15 protein-coding genes and 2 pseudogenes are annotated in these 19730 nt (G+C 40.9%); 14 read left to right on the top strand and 3 right to left on the bottom strand.

The features are described 5' to 3' along the window. Nucleotides 1-15 precede the first annotated feature (15 nt). The 7 genes and pseudogenes from nifS to tpiA all read left to right on the top strand — a co-directional run bounded on the left by nifS (nucleotide 16) and on the right by tpiA (nucleotide 6867). Nucleotides 16-1203 carry a cysteine desulfurase NifS gene (gene nifS / locus DWX73_RS00080; RefSeq protein ID WP_118346086.1) on the top strand — a complete coding sequence of 396 codons (1188 nt, stop codon included), beginning with the start codon at nucleotides 16-18 and terminating at the stop codon, nucleotides 1201-1203. A gap of 1 nt (nucleotide 1204) precedes the next feature. Then, complete coding sequence (nifU, locus tag DWX73_RS00075) at nucleotides 1205-1645, top strand: Fe-S cluster assembly scaffold protein NifU (RefSeq protein ID WP_118346084.1); 441 nt, start codon at nucleotides 1205-1207, stop codon at nucleotides 1643-1645. Nucleotides 1646-1656: 11 nt separating this feature from the next. Next, nucleotides 1657-2740, top strand: a pseudogene (gene mnmA / locus DWX73_RS00070) (tRNA 2-thiouridine(34) synthase MnmA). After that, nucleotides 2741-3568, top strand: a complete 828-nt coding sequence (locus DWX73_RS00065) for a histidinol-phosphatase HisJ family protein (protein WP_118346083.1) — start codon at nucleotides 2741-2743, stop codon at nucleotides 3566-3568. A 192-nt stretch (nucleotides 3569-3760) separates the two neighbouring features. Then, nucleotides 3761-4786 (top strand): type I glyceraldehyde-3-phosphate dehydrogenase, encoded by a 1026-nt coding sequence (gap, locus tag DWX73_RS00060; RefSeq protein WP_118346081.1) that lies wholly within the window; start codon nucleotides 3761-3763, stop codon nucleotides 4784-4786. Nucleotides 4787-4893: 107 nt separating this feature from the next. Next, nucleotides 4894-6099, top strand: coding sequence for a phosphoglycerate kinase (locus tag DWX73_RS13725; protein WP_118346079.1), 1206 nt, complete (start codon nucleotides 4894-4896; stop codon nucleotides 6097-6099). 18 nt (nucleotides 6100-6117) lie between these two features. Then, a complete protein-coding gene (gene tpiA, locus DWX73_RS13720) occupies nucleotides 6118-6867 on the top strand; it encodes a triose-phosphate isomerase (RefSeq protein ID WP_118346078.1) in 750 nt (249 codons plus the stop codon). Nucleotides 6868-7029: 162 nt separating this feature from the next. Here tpiA and DWX73_RS00045 read toward each other — a convergent pair. Then, nucleotides 7030-8285 (bottom strand): annotated as a pseudogene (locus tag DWX73_RS00045) (peptidoglycan-binding domain-containing protein). A 118-nt stretch (nucleotides 8286-8403) separates the two neighbouring features. Between DWX73_RS00045 and DWX73_RS00040 the strand changes: the two are divergent. Beyond that, entirely contained in the window at nucleotides 8404-9606 is a 1203-nt protein-coding gene (locus tag DWX73_RS00040) for a transglutaminase domain-containing protein (RefSeq protein WP_118346076.1), read from the top strand. 59 nt (nucleotides 9607-9665) lie between these two features. Here the strand turns inward: DWX73_RS00040 and DWX73_RS14370 are convergent, their stop codons facing one another. After that, nucleotides 9666-9833, bottom strand: a complete 168-nt coding sequence (locus tag DWX73_RS14370; RefSeq protein WP_330413327.1) for a hypothetical protein — start codon at nucleotides 9831-9833, stop codon at nucleotides 9666-9668. Nucleotides 9834-9838: 5 nt separating this feature from the next. Next, nucleotides 9839-10186, bottom strand: a complete 348-nt coding sequence (locus DWX73_RS00035) for a hypothetical protein (protein WP_330413326.1) — start codon at nucleotides 10184-10186, stop codon at nucleotides 9839-9841. Nucleotides 10187-10408: 222 nt separating this feature from the next. On the opposite strand from DWX73_RS00035, the gene DWX73_RS00030 reads away from it, so the two are divergent. From DWX73_RS00030 to purB, 6 genes are all read left to right on the top strand, one after another. After that, a complete protein-coding gene (locus DWX73_RS00030) occupies nucleotides 10409-13696 on the top strand; it encodes a DUF5717 family protein (RefSeq protein ID WP_118346075.1) in 3288 nt (1095 codons plus the stop codon). A gap of 25 nt (nucleotides 13697-13721) precedes the next feature. After that, nucleotides 13722-15005, top strand: a complete 1284-nt coding sequence (locus DWX73_RS00025) for a DUF5716 family protein (RefSeq protein ID WP_118346073.1) — start codon at nucleotides 13722-13724, stop codon at nucleotides 15003-15005. Beyond that, nucleotides 14977-15741: a hypothetical protein gene (locus DWX73_RS00020; RefSeq protein WP_118346071.1), complete on the top strand. Its 765-nt coding sequence runs from the start codon at nucleotides 14977-14979 to the stop codon at nucleotides 15739-15741. Before DWX73_RS00025 ends, DWX73_RS00020 begins: the two co-directional genes overlap by 29 nt. Before the next feature lie 212 nt (nucleotides 15742-15953). Continuing rightward, on the top strand, nucleotides 15954-16661 hold the full coding sequence (purC, locus tag DWX73_RS00015; RefSeq protein ID WP_118346069.1) for a phosphoribosylaminoimidazolesuccinocarboxamide synthase: 708 nt from the start codon (nucleotides 15954-15956) through the stop codon (nucleotides 16659-16661). A 10-nt stretch (nucleotides 16662-16671) separates the two neighbouring features. Then, a complete protein-coding gene (gene purF / locus DWX73_RS00010; RefSeq protein ID WP_118346067.1) occupies nucleotides 16672-18096 on the top strand; it encodes an amidophosphoribosyltransferase in 1425 nt (474 codons plus the stop codon). Next, entirely contained in the window at nucleotides 18097-19530 is a 1434-nt protein-coding gene (purB, locus tag DWX73_RS00005; protein WP_118346065.1) for an adenylosuccinate lyase, read from the top strand. Nucleotides 19531-19730 lie beyond the last annotated feature (200 nt).

The raw sequence follows: 19730 nt of genomic DNA, 5'->3' as shown, positions 1-19730 counted from the left end.
AAGGGGGATATGAAAATGGAGAAATTATTATATCTTGATAATGCGGCAACAACGAAGACAGCTCCTGAAGTTGTCCAGGCAATGCTGCCATATTTTACAGAATTATATGGAAATCCATCAAGTGTATACAGCTTTGCGGCAAAAAATAAAACGGCAGTGATGAAACAGAAAGAAATGATTGCAGAAGCAATTGGAGCTAAGGAAAACGAAATCTATTTTACTGCGGGCGGAACAGAGGCAGATAACTGGGCGTTGAAAGCAACGGCAGAGGCGTATGAGAGCAAGGGACGCCATATCATTACATCAAAGATGGAACATCATGCAGTATTGCATACATGTGAATATCTGGAGAAAAAAGGATTTGAAGTTACTTATCTTGATGTGGATGAATTTGGTATGGTCCGTCTGGATGAATTAGAAAAAGCTATTAGACCGGATACGATTTTGATTTCGATTATGTTTGCTAACAATGAAATCGGAACAGTGCAGCCGATTAAAGAAATCGGTAAAATTGCGAAAGACCATGGAGTTCTTTTCCATACAGATGCAGTTCAGGCATTTGGACATATGCCAATTGATGTGAATGAATGTCACATTGATATGCTCAGTGCAAGTGCACATAAATTAAATGGACCGAAAGGAATCGGGTGTCTGTATATCCGCACAGGTGTAAAGATTCGTTCATTTATTCACGGAGGAGCGCAGGAACGCAGAAGACGTGCGGGAACAGAAAATGTTCCGGGGATTATTGGATTTGGCGCAGCGGTAGAGCGTGCAATGAAGACATTGGAAGAACGGACAGAAAAAGAAAGAATGCTGAGGGATTATCTGATTGAGAAGATTGAAAAAGAAATTCCGTATTGTCGGTTGAACGGACATCGAACGGAGCGTCTCTCAAATAATGTGAACTTCAGTTTTCAATTTATTGAAGGGGAATCGCTTTTAATCATGCTGGATATGAAAGGAATTTGTGCTTCCAGCGGTTCTGCATGCACGTCTGGTTCACTCGATCCGTCCCATGTACTTTTGGCGATCGGACTGCCGCATGAAATTGCACATGGTTCTTTGAGAATTTCACTGAATGAAGAGTTCGAGACAGAAGATATGGATTACGTAGTAGAGACGTTAAGAGAAATTGTTGCAAATTTGAGAAAAATGTCACCATTGTACGAAGATTTTATGAAGAAAGCAGAGGGTAAATAATATGTATACAGAAAAAGTGATGGATCATTTCCAACATCCGAGAAATGTAGGAGAAATTGAAAATGCCAGCGGTGTAGGCACAGTTGGTAATGCAAAATGCGGAGATATTATGAGAATTTATCTCGATATCGATGAAAACCAAGTAATTCAGGATGTAAAATTTAAAACATTTGGCTGCGGTGCGGCTGTTGCGACGAGCAGTATGGCGACTGAGCTTGTAAAAGGAAAGACGATCTATGAAGCGATGCAGGTAACAAATAGAGCGGTTATGGAGGCGCTTGATGGACTTCCACCGGTAAAAGTACATTGCTCTTTACTGGCAGAAGAGGCGATCCATGCAGCGCTTTGGGATTATGCAGAAAAGAACGGACTTCAGATTGAAGGATTAGAAAAACCAAAATCTGATATTCACGAAGACGAAGAAGAGGAAGAAGTATACTAGGAGTGAGATAGATGGAAAAGAAAAAGGTTGTAGTGGGTATGTCAGGCGGCGTTGATTCCTCTGTAGCAGCTTATCTTCTGAAAGAAGCCGGATATGACGTAATCGGTGTGACAATGCAGATCTGGCAGGAGGAGCCGGAGGAAGTACAGGAAGAAAATGGTGGCTGCTGCGGACTGTCTGCAGTGGATGACGCAAGACGGGTGGCAGATCAGCTTGAAATTCCTTATTATGTGATGAACTTTAAAAAAGAATTTCAAAAATATGTAATCGATTATTTTGTGGATGAATACCGCCATGGACGTACGCCAAATCCGTGCATTGCCTGCAACCGTTTTGTAAAATGGGAATCACTTCTGAAACGCAGCCTGGATATTGGTGCAGATTATATTGCAACAGGGCACTATGCAAGAGTCGAGCAATTGCCGAATGGACGATATTCCCTCAGATGTTCTGCTACACAGCAGAAAGATCAGACATATGCACTTTACAATCTAACACAGGAGCAGCTGTCGCGAACGTTAATGCCGGTAGGAGAATATACGAAGGAAGAAATTCGGGAGATTGCAGAAAAAATACAGTTAAATGTTGCGTCAAAACCGGACAGTCAGGACATCTGTTTTGTTCCGGATGGAGATTATGCAGCGTTTATTGAGAAGGAACAGGGAACGCTTCCGCCGGAAGGAAATTTTGTGACAACAGACGGAAAAATACTTGGAAGACATAAAGGAATCATTCATTATACGGTGGGACAGAGAAAAGGACTTGGATTGGCGCTTGGCTATCCGGTGTTTGTTCTCGAAATCCGTCCGGAAACAAATGAAGTTGTGATTGGCAGCAATGAAGAGGCTATGACGTATGATGTGCGGGCAAACAGGCTGAATTTTATGAGCATTGAAAAATTAGAAGGGGAAATGCGGGTTTGCAAAAATCAGATACAATCATAAGGGCGCCTGGTGTACAATAAGAATGACAGGGGAAGATGAAGTCCTCTGCACATTTGAAGAAAGGCAAAGAGCAGTCACGCCGGGGCAGGCAGTTGTATTTTATGATGGAGAATATGTACTCGGCGGAGGAACGATCATAGGTGATAAGTAGATGAAAACAGATTTTCATATGCATACAAATTTTTCCAGTGATACAGATCCGGCAATCACACCAAAACTGCAGATTGAAGCAGCTATAAGGAAAGGGCTGAAAATGATCTGTATTACCGATCATTATGACGAAGATTATCCAGCCAAAGAAAACGGTCTGGATGAAGCAGCACATTCATTTCGATTTGATCTGGAAAGATATTTCCACACACTTTCCGAGTTAAGAGAAAGCTATCGCGAGGAGATTGATGTACGAATCGGAGTGGAGATCGGCTTACAGCCTCATCTTGGAGCATTTTACCACGAGATGACAGGAAAATATCCCTTTGATTTTGTAATTGGTTCAGCTCATGTGTTTGGTGGGATTGATCCATATTTTGAGAGAGAGAATTCCATGAAATCAGATGAAGAACGCTACCGGGAAGCTTTTGAAGAAATGCTGGTCGATGTTCAAAATATTGATGATTTCGATGTGCTTGGACATATTGATTATGTCGTGCGTTATGGAAAAGAACAGGCAACACATTATCATTATAGTATGTACAAGGATATTCTTGATGAGATTTTAAAAACAGTAATCATGAAAGGGAAGGGAATCGAGCTTAATACTGCCGGGTTTAAGTATGGGCTTGGATTTGCCCATCCGAAGCCGGAGATTTTAAAACGTTACCGAGAGCTTGGCGGAGAGATTATTACTGTTGGTTCCGATGGGCATCGCCCGGAGCATCTCGCTTACGATTTTAACAAAGTGAAAGAGATTTTAAATACAGCAGGCTTTCGGTATTACACAGTATTTCGCGAGCGGAAGCCGGAATTTTTGTCAATTTGACAAAAATACAGGAAGAATATGCAGTTAAGGTGGAAGTTTTGGAAAAACTAAGAAGTAAGGCTTGATTTTTTGCACATTATTTTGTACAATATTTTTAGGTTGATGATTCTTTAACAATGTTATTAAAATCACAACAGACAGGCAAACAACTGTTAAATCAAAAATTCTATATGACTTTAGGAGGAATTAAACATGGCAGTAAAAGTAGCTATTAATGGATTTGGACGTATTGGACGTCTTGCATTCAGACAGATGTTCGGAGCAGAAGGATTTGAAATCGTTGCAATCAACGACTTAACATCTCCTAAGATGCTTGCTCACTTATTAAAATATGACTCAACACAGGGAAGATACGCTCTTTGCGATAAAGTAGAAGCTGGAGAAGATTCTATCACAGTTGATGGAAAAGAAATCAAAATTTATGCGAAAGCAGATGCTGCTGAACTTCCATGGGGAGAAATCGGCGTAGATGTTGTTTTAGAGTGTACAGGATTCTACACATCTAAAGCAAAAGCAGAAGCTCATATCAAAGCAGGAGCTAAGAAAGTTATTATTTCTGCACCGGCTGGAAACGATCTTCCTACAATCGTTTACAATGTAAACCATGAATCATTAACAAAAGAAGATGACATCATTTCTGCAGCTTCTTGTACAACAAACTGCCTTGCACCAATGGCAAAAGCATTAAATGATCTTGCACCGATCAAATCTGGTATCATGTGCACAATCCATGCTTACACAGGAGATCAGATGACACTTGACGGACCACAGAGAAAAGGTGATTTGAGAAGGTCTCGTGCAGCAGCAGTAAATATCGTTCCGAACAGCACAGGTGCTGCAAAAGCAATCGGTCTTGTTATTCCGGAATTAAATGGAAAATTAATCGGTTCTGCTCAGCGTGTACCAACACCTACAGGTTCTACAACAATCTTAACAGCAGTTGTTGAAGGAAATGTAACAAAAGAAGAGATCAACGCAGCTATGAAAGCAGCAGCAAATGAATCTTACGGATATAACGAAGATGAAATCGTATCAAGCGATATCGTTGGAATGACATATGGTTCTTTATTTGATGCTACTCAGACAATGGTTTGCCCATTAGACAACGGAACAACAGAAGTTCAGGTTGTTTCTTGGTATGACAACGAAAACTCTTACACAAGCCAGATGGTAAGAACAATCAAATACTTCGGTAAAATCATTTCTGGAGAAATCTAAGAATCTCAGTTCATAAGGATTTCTAAAGTGTCGTTGTGAAGCAACGCATGAGGGTCCGGTCTTTTAAGGACCGGGCCCTTTTATCAATGAAAAGGAGGCATTTTCAGATGCTTAATAAAAAATCAGTAGATGATATTAATGTAAAAGGCAAAAAAGTTCTCGTAAGATGTGACTTTAATGTGCCGTTAAAAGAAGGAAAAATCACAGATGAGAACCGTTTGGTTGCTGCACTTCCTACTATTAAGAAGTTAATCGCAGACGGAGGCAGAGTAATTCTCTGTTCTCACCTCGGCAAACCGAAAGGAGAACCGAAACCGGAATTATCTCTTGCACCAGTTGCGGTAAGACTTTCTGAATTATTAGGACAGGAAGTAAAATTCGCTGCAGATCCTGAAGTAGTGGGACTAAACGCAAAAGCAGCGGTAGAAGCTATGAAAGACGGCGAAGTTGTATTATTAGAAAATACACGTTATCGTGCAGAAGAGACAAAGAACGGAGAAGCGTTCAGCAAGGAACTCGCATCTCTGTGCGAAGTATTTGTAAATGATGCATTCGGTACAGCTCACAGAGCACATTGCTCCAACGTAGGTGTAACAGAGTACGTTGATACCGCAGTAGTAGGATACTTAATGCAGAAAGAGATCGACTTCCTCGGAAATGCAGTTGAGAATCCGGTTCGTCCGTTTGTTGCAATTCTCGGCGGAGCGAAAGTTGCAGATAAATTAAATGTTATTTCTAACCTTCTTGAAAAATGTGATACATTAATTATCGGCGGTGGTATGGCTTACACATTCTTAAAAGCACAGGGAAAAGAAATCGGTAAATCACTTGTTGATGATTCCAAGATTGATTATTGCAAAGAAATGATGGAAAAAGCAGAGAAGTTAGGAAAGAAATTACTTCTTCCGGTGGATACAACAATTGCAGCAGACTTCCCAAATCCAATCGATGCAGAGATTGAAGTATCTGTTGTATCTGTAGATGAAATCCCGGCTGATATGGAAGGTATGGACATCGGTGCGAAGACTGCCGAGTTATATGCAGATGCAGTAAAATCAGCAAAAACAGTTGTTTGGAATGGACCGATGGGTGTATTTGAAAACCCGACACTTGCAAAAGGAACGATTGCAGTTGCAAAAGCATTGGCAGAAACAGACGCTACTACGATTATCGGCGGCGGAGATTCTGCAGCAGCAGTTAACCAGCTTGGATTTGGTGATAAGATGACACATATCTCTACAGGCGGCGGCGCATCTTTGGAATTCCTGGAAGGAAAAGAATTACCAGGTGTTGCAGCGGCAAATGATAAATAAATAAGGAGAGCAAAGATCATGGCAAGAAGAAAAATTATTGCTGGTAACTGGAAGATGAATATGACTCCAAGCGAAGCAGTTGAATTAGTAAATACATTAAAACCTCTTGTAGCAACAGAAGAAGCAGATGTTGTTTTCTGTGTACCTGCAATTGACATTATTCCGGCAATGGAAGCTGCAAAGGGAAGCAACATTGCAATCGGAGCAGAAAATATGTATTTTGAAGAAAAAGGTGCATTCACAGGAGAAATCTCTCCGGCAATGCTGACAGATGTAGGGGTGAAATATGTTATCATCGGACATTCTGAGAGACGAGAATACTTTGCAGAGACAGATGAAACTGTAAATAAGAAAGTGAAAAAAGCTTTCGAACATGGTATTACACCGATTGTTTGTTGTGGAGAGACATTAACACAGAGAGAACAGGGTGTTACAATTGATTTCATCCGTCAGCAGATTAAAATTGCATTTTTAGATGTCACAGCAGATCAGGCAAAAACAGCAGTGATCGCTTACGAGCCAATCTGGGCAATTGGAACAGGAAAAGTTGCTACAACAGAACAGGCGCAGGAAGTATGTGCGGCAATCCGTGCATGTATTGCAGAGATTTATGATGAAGCAACAGCAGAAGCAATCCGTATTCAGTATGGCGGAAGTGTTTCAGCAGCAAGTGCACCGGAATTGTTTGCACAGCCGGATATTGACGGTGGACTTGTAGGAGGAGCAGCGCTCAAGCCGGATTTTGAAAAAATTGTAAACTGGAAATAATTAAAAAAGACAGCGTGTTTTTATTGCATAAAGCAATATGGAGCATCTGCTTAACACCGCGAAATGCCTTCAGACGGAGGCGTTTCGCGGTGTTTTTTAAATCTGCAGTTTTGAACAAAAAATAAAAAAGTTCTTTGTCAAGGATTGGGGTAAAATAAAAACCTATTGGAGTTCAGCAATTCTTGATACGCCAACATAGATTTCAGAAATTTTATACCATGTGCGATAGTCAACGGTTCCTGTTTTAGGAAGTCCGAACACACCCTGGAAAATTCGTACACTTTCTGAAGTGCGTGGTCCGAAAATACCGTCAGCATCAATCTTAGGAATGGCCGGGTATGCACCTGCAATGACATTTAACTGCTGCTGCATCTGGCGCACTTTTTCTCCGGAACTTCCGATTTGAAGAACATATCCAGGCCAGGAAGAAGGAATTCCGGAGATTTCCTGGGCAGAATTGATGTACATATCTTCGCCGTAGAAGGAGCGGAGAATGTCAATAGCAGAATAACCCTGATCTCCCAGTTCTTTAGATCCCCACTGTGTCATCCAATTCGGACATTGTACTTGTCTGCCGTCACAATATTGTGTAAGAATTGGCTGTTTTACGTTTGGTCGGGAAAGATAGTCGGCAAAAAGCTCATCTACAACGAGGGAAATGGAGTCATAAATATTGCGATTGTGAATCCATTTGTGGTCGAAAGCGGTAGAGGAAGTAATGGTAAAATCGTATCCTTGATTTCGGTACCATTCTGTGTAAACACGATTCAATGTAAAGGACATGATAGCTAATACGTTTGCCCGTATGGTATTTGTCGGCCAGGTGGCGTAGATTTCACTGGATGCTACATTTTTGATATAGTCTTTATATTTAACGTAGTAGTTTTTTGCAGTGTTGTCCCGTGGAGAACCGTCATGTACAACGATGAATTCAGGAATTACAACCCGGCTTAACACGATTTCACCGGATTCGTTGACCGGCTTAATTTCAGCTTCAGGAATTTTGGGTGGATATTCCGCATAGAGCGTATGGGCAGGAATATTGAAGATCTCCGGAGTGGCATTTTCTGGCGTAAGTGGGCGCATAGATACCTGTTGAAGCGCAGTTACGTCGCTAATAGTTCTGCGCCGGAAATATTAACAGGTTCATAGCCGGGAGCAGTGATATCGAAAGTGTATTCGGAATATGGCTGTTCAAAAATGGAGGGATCAAGACTATATTCTACCGGAGGAGTGGGAAGATCAATGATTTCTGTTTGTCCGGAAGAATTCGTGGTAAGTGTTTCAAGCGGTGTTTCCGGAATTCCTGTATAGGAAATAGTTATGGTTGCATCTGTAATTGGAATCGTATCGATTTCGGATGTGACTTGAAGTTGCAGCTTTCCAAAAGAGGAAGCTTCGGCAGCGTGTAAATACATAAAATACCTCATAAGCTACTTTTTCAATATAGTATATGTGGGAAAAAAAGGTATATGAATATTTGGTTGTAAGTCATTTGCCGATATCATATAATAGAGAATGTAAAAGGAGGATGAGATGCTAAAACAAAGGAAACGGCGCAGGATTATAAAGAAAATAATGTTGATAGTGATTCTGCTGATGATTAGTTTGCTGGCTGGGGTTTTGGCAATTCAAATCTTATGGAAGAAAACAATTCCAGCCAACAGCGAGATGACACTTCCGTTTCTGGAGAGAGTCATCGGCAATGAAGAAGCAGAAAATTATTTCTATTACTCCTTACTGAAAGAGAATGAGCAAAAGGCATATAGAGAGATTTTAGCGGGATTAGAAGCCGGAAGAGATGAGATATATGTGCATTTGTCAAATCCTGATCAGGGAAATCGTGTATATCAATATGTTTATATGGATCATCCGGAATTTTTCTGGTGTGATGGCAGTTCGAGAACGACATCATATACGGTGCCGGAAACCTATTCAGTTATTATGCCCGGATATACTTGTTCGGGGGAGGAGAGAGCGCGGAGAAAAGTGGAGATTGACACAGAATCAGAGATTTGGTTGGCGCAAATTGCCCCGGAACTTTCGGAATATGAAAAAATCAAACAGGTTTATGAGAAGATTATTAATTCGGTAGAGTACCGTGTAGATGCACCGGAGAACCAGAATATTTACAGTGTTTTTGTAGGACATGAATCCGTTTGTGCAGGATACGCAAGGGCGACCCAATATTTGCTGAACCGGCTTGGTATCTTCTGTACTTATGTAACCGGTGAAGTTTATACCGGAGAAGCGCATGCATGGAATCTTGTGAAATGTGACGGAGAATATTATTATGTAGATACAACGTGGGGAGATCCGGTATTTCTTCAGGAGGAAAATGCTTTGGAGACAATAGGAAATGAAATTACATACGATTATCTCTGCTGCTCTGACGACGAACTTTTGAAAACACATACACTTGAAAGTGATATTCCATATCCGGCCTGTACAGCAGATACTTATGATTATTATAAGCGGAATGGAATGTATTATGAAATGGCAGATGCAGAGCTGTTGGAACGGATACTCCAAAGCTCCATAGAAGAAAAAGAAGATAAAGTAGTAATGAAATTTCGAGACGATGCAGTGTATGAGGAGGCGAGACAGATTTTGTTTGGAGGCCTTCTGGAGGCACAGGCGCAGTATCTGGGAAGGTGGTATGGTCTAAACCAGATTCATTATTATTATCGAGAAGACGTAAGAGCAAATAAGTTGACGATCTACTGGAAATATAATTAGATACTGAGATTAGAAAAACCAGAAAGGCGCGTGCAGATGCTTTGCCTTTCTGGTTTTTGTTAACAGAAATATTTTCGATAAAGTGTTTCGTAAATAGAAATATGAAGTTCTTCATCAAGGATAATGCGGGAGAGATTTGCACGAATATTTTCGTCATAAATGCACTGGCGTTGTGATTCGTACTTTTTTATCGTCTGCTGTTCGTTTTCGATTGCTTGTAAGAGCATTGGCTTTAATTCAGAAGTGTACTTGTTGTAGCATGGAGACCAGTAGACACGGCGGCAGCTTGAAATCCCCAAAGGCGAGGTACTTCACCGAGCTGTTTGGCGAGCGTGGCAAAGATGTGAAGATGATGCATTTCCACGATGCTGATCTTATGGAAAGCTTCTGCTGCATCGCACTTATCTGCGACTATAAGACTGTTATAGAAATAGATGCTGACAGCGTTCATTTCAGAGCGGAGTCCGCCCACGTTGTCAAGCATGGCACGGGCATAAGCGCGATTTTCTCCGGCAGCACAAATTGGTGGATAAGCCTCTGAAGCAGCGAAAAGTCGTTCTTTTTGAGATGTTTCTGACATAGATCCTCCTAAGTTGAGATCTTTTGTTAATCTATTCTTATGACAGCGTTTTAGGAACTATGTGTGATTGTGGCTAAATCGGTGCAAATTGCAGCATGTTAGATTTAGAGAAATAAGGATGGCAGAAAAATCTTGGATAGTGTATTGCTAACTGAAATGAAATAATGTTATAATCGTATTTATAAAAGTTTGTAAACAGCAACATGTAAAGTAGGTGGCATCTTGAAGAATAAGATTAAACAATTTGCAAAAGGAAACTTTCAGATTTCGCGGCCGGAAATATATTTCCCACAGACACATTTGGAACTTCTGATTGGAGAAGGAGAGATATATCAGGGCAGCTTCCGTATAGAAAACCGTCTGGATGGAGATATCAGAGGGCTGGTATATCCATCCTCTTTTCGTATCAATTGTGTGGAATCAGGTTTTGAAGGGGCTTCTGTAGAAGTTCATTTTACCTATGATGGACGAGGATTGGAACCGGGATTTGTAGAACGGGGAACATTTACTGTTGTGACGAATGGAGGCGAGTATGAACTTACCTTTACAGCTATAGTAGAGAAGCCGTTTGTCATGACATCCTGTGGAAAAGTACAGTCATTGAAAGAATTTCGGGAACTTGCTTATCAGGATTTCGGAGAAGCACATCGTTTGTTTCGCTCCAGAGCGTTTTATGATGTACTGAAATATGAGGAAAAATGGATTTATTCTCTGTATGATAATATGCGCAAATGGTCTTTGAGCGAGCAGGCGTTGGAAGAATTTCTTGTTGGTACGAAGCAGAAAGAACGGATTTTTCTGTCTTTTCAGGAAGAAGAACGTGAATTTGAAAATATATTAGAAGCGACAAAAGACGAGATCCATCTGGAGAAAAATACATGGGGACATCTGACAGCTTATGTGCGCGTAGAAGGGAAGTTTTTGAAAGTTGCGCGCAGTCAGATTGTAATAGATGATTTTGTTGGGAATCAATGCAGCCTTCCGTATATCATAGAGGAGGATGGGCTTCACCAGGGCTATAATTATGGGCGGATTTATGTGGATACACCGTATGAAGAAATCTGCTGTGAGATTACAGTGCATCAGGCTTTATTGAATCCAAGAAAAGAGCGGGAAGAAGAGTTTATTCTGGCGCAGACACTGAAAGGCTATCTCGGTGTTGAGGCAGGACGCATGGAGAAAAGTATCTGGGCAGAAGAGGCGGTAAATAGTTTTCAGAAATTAAGAGAACTGGCGCCGGAACAGGAAATCTATCAATTGATGCTGGCCCATGTGTATCTGATTGGCGAGAAGAGAGAAGAAGCGAGATGGCTTCTGGAGCATTACAACTATAAGAAGTCAGATCTTGGACATACTCCGGAGAGAGCGCTTTATTATTTGTATTTGATGCTGCTACTGAATCCGGAAGAGGAACAAAGACGTAAAGTAACAGAAGAGATGCGAAGGCTCCACACCAAATTTCCGCATAACTGGCGTATTGCTATGATGTTGCTCGAAACCGATAGCGTCTATGAAAATACGTCTGCTAAGATACGGATGATGGAGAGGCAGTTTGAAAATGGAGCGCACAGCCTTATCTTTTATCTTCAGGCGTTTCGGTATTTAAAAGAGCGTCCGGACTGCTTAAAACAGCTTAACACATTTGAAATCCAGGTTGTTAATTTTGCGGTAAAATATCAGATCTGCGGCGAAGAGATGGCAGTTCAGACAGCGGAGTTAGCATGTCAGAAGAAGAATTTTGACGAAAGCCTGTATCGGTTATTGGTAAAATGCTATAAGAAGTATCATATACCTGCTATTTTGCAGGCGATCTGTGTCCAATTGATCAAAGGCCAGCATATGGAGAGCTGCTATCATATTTGGTTTGAAAAGGCTATTGAAGAGGGATTGAAGATTGCACAGCTTTATGAATATTATATGTTTAGCCTGGAAGAGAAAAGAGTAAGTGGAAAGTTACCGCGTACAATCTACCTTTATTTTCTGCATGGCAACACACTGAATGACAGGAAGGCGGCTCTTTTATATGCGAATATCATTACTTACGAACCGGAAGATAGTTCTGTTTATGAAAGTTATCGAGAGCGCATCGAAGCATTTGCATGGAACCAGTTGGAGAAAAGAAGGATCAGTGAAGAATTAAGGATTATTTATCGGAGATTTTTTACGGAAGAAGGCATGACGCCAAAGCGAATGGAAGCGCTTTATGATATTTGCCATGCGTATCTTGTGACAACAACTCAGCCGGGAATGAAATATGTGCTTGTGCTGGAGGCAGATGGAACAATTAGTCAGCGGACAGCCTATGACCGGGAAGATGGTGCAATTGTTTTTTTAAAACAAAAAGATTCCAGAATTGTTTGGGAAGGACAAAATGGCTGGCATTATGCGGATTCTATTCCGTTTGAGAGTATACGTTTGTTTTACGAACAGAAATTCCTGGAGTTGAGCCGTCATTACAATGATACGACTCAGGTTGAAGGAAGAGAGCGCAAAGGAAGAGAACTTTCATTTGAAAACCTTCGCAAATACGGAATGGAGCAATATGAAGAAGAAAACGTCTTCTGTATCTGCAGTAAACGAATCCGGGAAGAGAATTACGAAGAAGATGATTTTCTGAGTTATCTCTGCTATACACTGTTTGAATTAGGACAGTACGATAAAGTGACATTGACATATCTGGCGAATTTCTATTGCGGACCGACAGAACATATGAAAGACCTCTGGTATGCAGCAAAGCAGTATGAAGTGAATACAAAGAAACTGGCAGAACGGATTATAACTCAGATGCTGTTTTCAGAAGCAATGTATCACGAAGAGAAGATCTTTCAGGACTACTATGATGGAGTTCCTTATTTCAGGATTAAGCAGGCGTACCTGGCATTTGTCAGCCGGGAATATGTGCTGCGGGATCGAATGGTAAATCAATGTGTGTTCCAGATTATGGAAGATGAATATGGCGCAGAAGAGGAACTGGCAGATATTTGCAAGATTGCGCTTTTGAAGCGCTATTCGGGAGAAAATCTGGCGGGACGGGAAGAAAAGCTCTTCGGATGGCTTCGGGAAATGCGTATGAAAGGACTTGTATTCCCATTCTATCTGACATATCCGGAAGCCTGGCTTCGGGAAGTTCAGTTATTTGATAAGATACTGATTCAGTATAAGGCGAAACATGCAGACAGCAGAGTGAAGCTTCATTATCAGATCGTAAGAGATGAGCAGGAAGGCGTTGGCTTTGAAGCAGAGATTCTGATTCCGACTTATGAAAATGTTTATGTAAAAGAGTTTACTTTATATAAAGATGAAAGACTTCGGTATTATTTCCGGGAAACTGCTGCAGATGGAAGTACAACAACGGAGAAGCGTTCTTATGTGAAACGAAAATGGGCGCATGCAGGCAAATATGGGAAATTAAATGAAATCTCGCTTCTGCCTCAAGAAAAGAGGAAAGAAGCAATGCAGTCGTATGCGCTTGAAGACGCGCTGGCAGATAAATTGTTCCAGGTATATTAATCAAGAGAAGGGGAAATACAGTTCGATGAAAGGTATGATGATAGGCTACGATTTAAATGAATATGGCTGTCAGATCAGCTATTTTGATGAGGCAGAGAGAGAGCCGGCTACCCTGGAAGTGGCAGTAGATAATTATCAGATTCCGCTGGTGATCGGTTATCATGATCATATATGGTTTTACGGAAAGCGGGCGAGAAGGCTTGCTGTTGTTAAAGAGGGATATACTGTAGATGATCTTTGGAATAAAGCAATGGCTCAGGAAAAAATTACATATGAGGATCAGACATATGAAGCGGTATGGCTTCTTGCCAGATTTATCGAAATGTCACTGAAGAGTTTTGAGGATATCAGTGTGATCGTGTTTACGTTACCGAAAGTAAATGAAGACATTGTTCAGATGCTGAAAGGTATTGCCCAGCGGATAGGAATTGAGAGAAAAAATATTTATGTGCAGGATTACAAAGAAAGCTTTTGCTATTATATGTTTTATCAGCCAAAAGAGCTGTGGCAGTATGAATCCGCATTGCTGTACTGCAATCGGAAAGAAATCCGGGCATTTATGCTGAAGAAGTTAAAAACAGCATTTGATAAAGGGAGAGATCCGTTTGTTACAGTGGAAGAGGTAGCAAATATTCGGATGGAAGAATTAAAAGCAGTGTTTCCGATGACAGATGAGGAGAAAGCAGCAGAAGCAGATGCCAGATTTCGTACTTTTGTTCAGGGGGTGTTTGAGAAGAGGCTGATTTCTTCTGTCTATTTGACAGGAGAAGGATTTGATCAAAACTGGTATCCGAGTTCTCTGAAAGTTATCTGTAACGGCCGGCGTGCATTTCAGGGAAATAACCTTTACAGTAAAGGAGCGTGTTATGCGGCATACAGGCGCGGAATGGAGTTTGAAGAAGGGCCGGTATACCTGGATGATACAAAAATGACAGAGCAGATTTCTTTGAAAGTTCGAAGAAGAGGAGGAGATGTCTGGCAGCCGGTTGTAAACTGGGGAGCGCACTGGTATGAATCTGATTGCCAGTTAGAAGCACTTTTGACGGATGGAGAGGCGATTGAAATACGAATTGATTCGCTGGCGTCCGGAGAGAGTCGTATTGAAGAGATATCTCTTGACGGTCTTTCTGTGAATCAGCCTTATACCGTGCGGGTACAGATGAAAATGCTGTTTCAGGATGACAGAACCCTGAAAGTTATAGTAGAAGATATGGGATTGGGCGAGTTCTTTCCGGCGGCGGGATTTGCTGCGGAGAAACTGATCCGGTTAGGAGGAAGCAATGGGCAGTTTAATTCTTTGTCACAGTAAGAAAGCATCTCAGCCATACGAGATCACAAGGATACACAGAAGGATTTATACGTTGGAAGAACTCTGCTACTATATTTCCAATAACCTGTATCTGATCGATTATACAGTGATGAACGAACAGCTTTGTGACTGGATTGAAGAAGAACTTGATATGAAAGATATGGCGTATACATTGAAAAGCGCGATCAAACGGCATGGAGCAGTAGAACAGTTTGTTTTGACAATTTTGAAACATTCCGGTATTTATACAAAGTCCGAAATACTTCAAATCCAGAATGTACTTGAAAAATTAAAAAATCAAAAAGAGATTGAACGAAAAAAATATATGGGTGACAATCTCCTTGCAAGTGGTGAAGTCCGAGAGGCAATATTAGTGTATCAATCCATTGTTTATGGAGAAACGGATGAATCGGTGGATGGAACCTTTTATGGTAATGTATACGGATGTCTCGGCGCAGCTTATGGGAAGCTGTTTCTGTATGAAGAAGCTGCACGCATGTATGAAAATGCATTTCAGATCTGCGAAGAAGAAAGCATGCTCATATCCTATATTTACTGTTGTAAGAATTATATGACAACGGAGGCGTATCAGCAGCTTCTCGGAAAGAGTACTGTTTATATTGGGATTGACCGGGAACTTCGTGAAATGTCAGAAGCGCTGGCTGAAAAGATTCAAGTAGATGATTCTGAGCAGCTTCTGGAAAAATGGCGTGAAAAGTACCGGAAAAACATGTGATATGAAAGAGAACTTATAAAGTATGTACAATATATAAGAAAAACTAATATAAGTATTTGAAAATAAATAATAAGTAAAGCGTAGACAAGGCAGGCGGATATGTTGATTTTCCGCCTGCCTTGTATTATAATCGAATCGTAAGCGGGGCATAAAATGTGTACTGCGATATCATAAACAAATGAATGAAAAGCGAAAGGAACTGGTGGACACGTATGAAAAAATTAGAACAGCTTTACGAAGGAAAAGCAAAGAAAGTATTTGCAACAGAGGATCCGGATATCGTAATTGTTGATTACAAAGATGATGCGACAGCTTTCAACGGTGAGAAAAAAGGTACGATCGTTGGAAAAGGTGTTGTCAACAACCGTATGACAAACTACATTTTCAAAGTTCTGGAAGAAAAAGGAGTTCCGACACATCTTGTAGAAGAACTGAGTGACCGTGAGACGGCTGTTAAGAAAGTAGAGATCGTTCCTCTTGAAGTAATCATACGTAATGTAGCAGCAGGAAGCTTCTCTAAGAGACTTGGAATCGAAGAAGGAACAAAGCTTCTCTGCCCGACACTGGAATTCAGTTATAAAGATGACGAGCTGGGTGATCCGCTCATTAACAGCTATTTTGCAAAAGCAATTGGAGCTGCAACACAGGAGGAGATCGATAAGATTACAGAATATGCATTTAAAGTAAATGATGTTCTGAAAGAATTCTTCCTTGCAGCAGGAATTGAACTGATTGACTTCAAGATTGAATTTGGACGCTATCATGGACAGATTATTCTTGCTGATGAAGTTTCTCCGGATACATGCAGACTTTGGGATGTGAAGACACATGAGAAGCTTGATAAAGACCGTTTCAGAAGAGATCTTGGTAATGTAGAAGATGCTTACCAGGAAGTATTTAAACGAATCGGAATTCAGTAAGGAGTTATTGATGCGAAGAGAAAAGAAATATGAGACAGCAGATTCCGGATTACATGAAGAATGTGGTGTATTCGGAGCGTATGATTTTGATGGAGAGGATGTTTCATCTTCGATCTATTATGCATTGTTTGCGCTGCAGCATCGCGGACAGCAGTCTTGTGGGATTGCAGTGACAGATACAAAAGGAGTTTGTGGAGTACAGACGAAAAAAGGCATGGGGCTTGTCAGCGAAGTGTTTCAAGAGGAGATGCTGGATGAGTTATGCGGTAATCTTGGCGTAGGTCATGTACAGTATTCGGCGGATAAGGGTTCCAATGTGGCGAATGCCCAGCCGCTTGTAATTAATTATGTAAAAGGAACGCTGGCAATTTCTTACAATGGAAGTCTTGTTAATGCAGCTCAGCTGAAACATGAGTTGGAATATACAGGAGCAATTTTCCAGACAAGCAATGATTCAGAAGTGATTGCATATCACATCGCGCGTGAACGTCTTCATGCAAAGACAGCGGAAGAGGCTGTTGCACATGCAATGGGCAAGATGCAGGGAGCTTATGCGCTGATCATTGCCAGCCCGCGTAAAATGATCGGTGTACGTGATCCGTACGGATTGAAACCACTTTGCATTGGCAAAAGAGGAAATGCGTATTATTTGGCGTCAGAAAGCTGTGCCCTTTCTGCAATCGGAGCAGATTTTGTCCGAGATGTAGAACCGGGAGAGATTGTGACGATTATGAATGGAGAATTGTCTTCAGATAAAACAATGGCAATTCCGAAGGAAAAACAGGCGAGATGTATTTTCGAATACATTTACTTTGCGAGACCAGATAGTACGATTGATGGAATGAATGTGTATCATTCTCGAATTCTTGCCGGAAAGGCACTTGCAGAATGCTATCCGGTGGAAGCAGACCTTGTTGTCGGTGTGCCGGATTCAGGAATCGCAGCTGCGAAAGGATATGCAGAAGGTTCCGGAATTCCGTATGGTATTGCTTTCCATAAGAATAGTTATGTTGGAAGAACATTTATTAAACCAAAACAAAGTCAGAGAGAATCCAGTGTAAAGATTAAACTGAATGTAATTGAAGAGGTTGTACGAGGGAAACGGATCGTTATGGTAGATGATTCTATTGTGCGAGGTACAACATGTGCCAATATCATCAAGATGTTAAAAGCAGCAGGGGCAAAGGAAGTACATGTAAGAATCAGCTCACCACCGTTTTTATATCCTTGTTATTTCGGTACAGATGTGCCGTCCAATAAAGATCTGATTGCTCATACACATACGCAGGAAGAAATTCGTGAGTTGATCGGTGCAGATTCTCTTGGTTATATGAAAATTGAGAAGCTGCAGGAGACAGTTGGAGATATCTGTTTCTGTGATGCATGCTTTACAGGAAACTATCCAATGGAGATTCCAAAACAGGAGGAAGAATAATTGAGTCATAATAGATATCAGAGCCCACTATCAGAACGTTATGCAAGTCCGCAGATGCAGTATATTTTTTCACCGGATATGAAGTTTCGAACATGGAGAAGATTATGGATCGCACTTGCAGAAACAGAGAAAGAGCTGGGACTGCCAATTACGGAAGAGCAGATTGAAGAATTAAAGGCCCATGCGGAAGACATTAACTATGATGTGGCAAAAGAACGAGAGAAAATTGTGCGTCATGATGTTATGTCTCATGTATATGCTTATGGACAGCAATGCCCGAAAGCAAAGGGAATCATTCATCTTGGAGCAACATCTTGCTATGTAGGGGATAATACGGATATTATCATCATGGCAGAAGCTTTGAAGCTTGTAAAAAGCAAATTAATCAATGTGATTTCAGAATTGGCTAAGTTTGCGGATGAATATAAAGCACAGCCGACATTGGCATTCACACATTTTCAGCCGGCACAGCCGACAACCGTTGGAAAACGTGCTACGCTCTGGCTGCAGGAATTCCTTATGGATCTGGAAGATTTGGAATATGTGCTTGGAAGCTTAAAACTGCTTGGCTCCAAAGGAACAACGGGAACACAGGCGAGCTTTAAGGAATTGTTTGATGGAGATGAAGAAAAAATCAATCAGGTTGATTCGATGATTGCGAAGAAGATGGGATTTGCAAACTGCTATCCGGTATCCGGACAGACTTATTCACGAAAAGTGGATACGAGAGTATTGAATGTTTTGGCTGGAATTGCAGCGAGCGCGCATAAAATGTCGAATGATATCCGACTTCTTCAGCATTTGAAGGAAGTAGAAGAACCTTTTGAAAAAACACAGATTGGATCATCTGCTATGGCATATAAGAGAAACCCAATGCGCAGCGAACGTATTGCATCTTTGGCGAGATATGTTATGATCGATGCATTGAATCCGGCAATCACTTCTGCGACGCAGTGGTTTGAAAGAACACTGGATGATTCTGCAAATAAGCGACTTAGTGTACCGGAAGGATTTCTTGCGATTGATGGCATTCTTGATCTCTGCATGAATGTTGTGGATGGACTTGTTGTGTATCCAAAAGTCATTGAGAAACGTTTGATGTCAGAACTGCCATTTATGGCGACAGAAAATATTATGATGGATGCGGTAAAAGCAGGAGGAGACCGTCAGGAACTCCATGAGCGTATTCGTGAACTGTCTATGGAAGCAGGAAAGAACGTCAAAGAAAAAGGTCTGGATAATAACTTATTGGAATTAATTGCAGCAGATCCGGCATTTAAATTGTCTCTTGAAGATCTGAAAGCAGCAATGGAGCCGTCCAGATATACAGGACGTGCGAAAGAACAGGTAGAAATGTTCTTGAATGAAGTGGTTAATCCGGTACTGGAAGTTAATAAAGACCTTCTTGGTATGACAGCAGAAATTAATGTCTAACAAGTTGAGAAGGAATTTTATATTTTATCAAAACAAACAATGTAAAGCAAAAGAAGAGATCAGATATATTCTGGTCTCTTTTGCAATTTAGAAAATAAGTTGTTTTTGTGGAAAATGTATATGTTAATAAAAAAACACTTTACTTAATAAAGTGTATAGAGGGAATAATTTTACTTAATAAAGTGTATAGAGGGAATAAT

The sequence above is a fragment of the Coprococcus sp. AF21-14LB genome (genome assembly GCF_003458885.1).
In the GTDB taxonomy this organism is placed as follows: Bacteria; Bacillota; Clostridia; order Lachnospirales; family Lachnospiraceae; genus UBA9414.
Note: the sequence above shows the minus strand (reverse complement) of the source record. Positions and strands in the feature narration are given on the sequence as shown.